This is a genomic window from Streptomyces sp. GESEQ-35, from assembly GCF_017948485.1.
Lineage (GTDB): Bacteria > Actinomycetota > Actinomycetes > Streptomycetales > Streptomycetaceae > Streptomyces.
In genome coordinates this window covers 1-369 of record NZ_JAFFSX010000104.1, presented here as the reverse complement: position 1 = coordinate 369, position 369 = coordinate 1, and the positions used below count along the sequence as shown (strand labels likewise).

The 369-nt window shown below is 73.7% G+C and carries 1 protein-coding gene; it reads left to right on the top strand.

Translation table 11 applies throughout. The features are described 5' to 3' along the window. Positions 1–369: hypothetical protein (locus KCH87_RS48535; protein WP_210594474.1), on the top strand; the 369-nt coding region annotated here is incomplete at both ends.

The window sequence follows — 369 nt, the reverse complement described above, 5'->3', positions numbered from 1 at the left end:
GATCGAGCAGGCCCGGGAGCTGGGCGGGCGGGTGTTCGTCGAGCTGGGCCCGGACGCGGTCCTCGCCACCCTCGTCCCCGACGACACCACCGCCATCCCGCTCCAGCGCGCCGGCCAGACGCACGCCTTCCCCCTGGCGCTGGCCACCGCGCACTGCCACGGTCTGTCCGTCGCCTGGCCGACTCCCGCCGCCGCCCTCGCCGACCTGCCCACCTACCCCTTCCAACACGAGAGTTACTGGCTCACCGCCACCCCCCACACCGGCGACGCCACCGCCCACGGCCTCGACACCACCGACCACCCCCTCCTCACCGCATCCCTCCACCACCCCGAAGACAACACCACCCTCTTCACCGGCCGCCTCTCCCT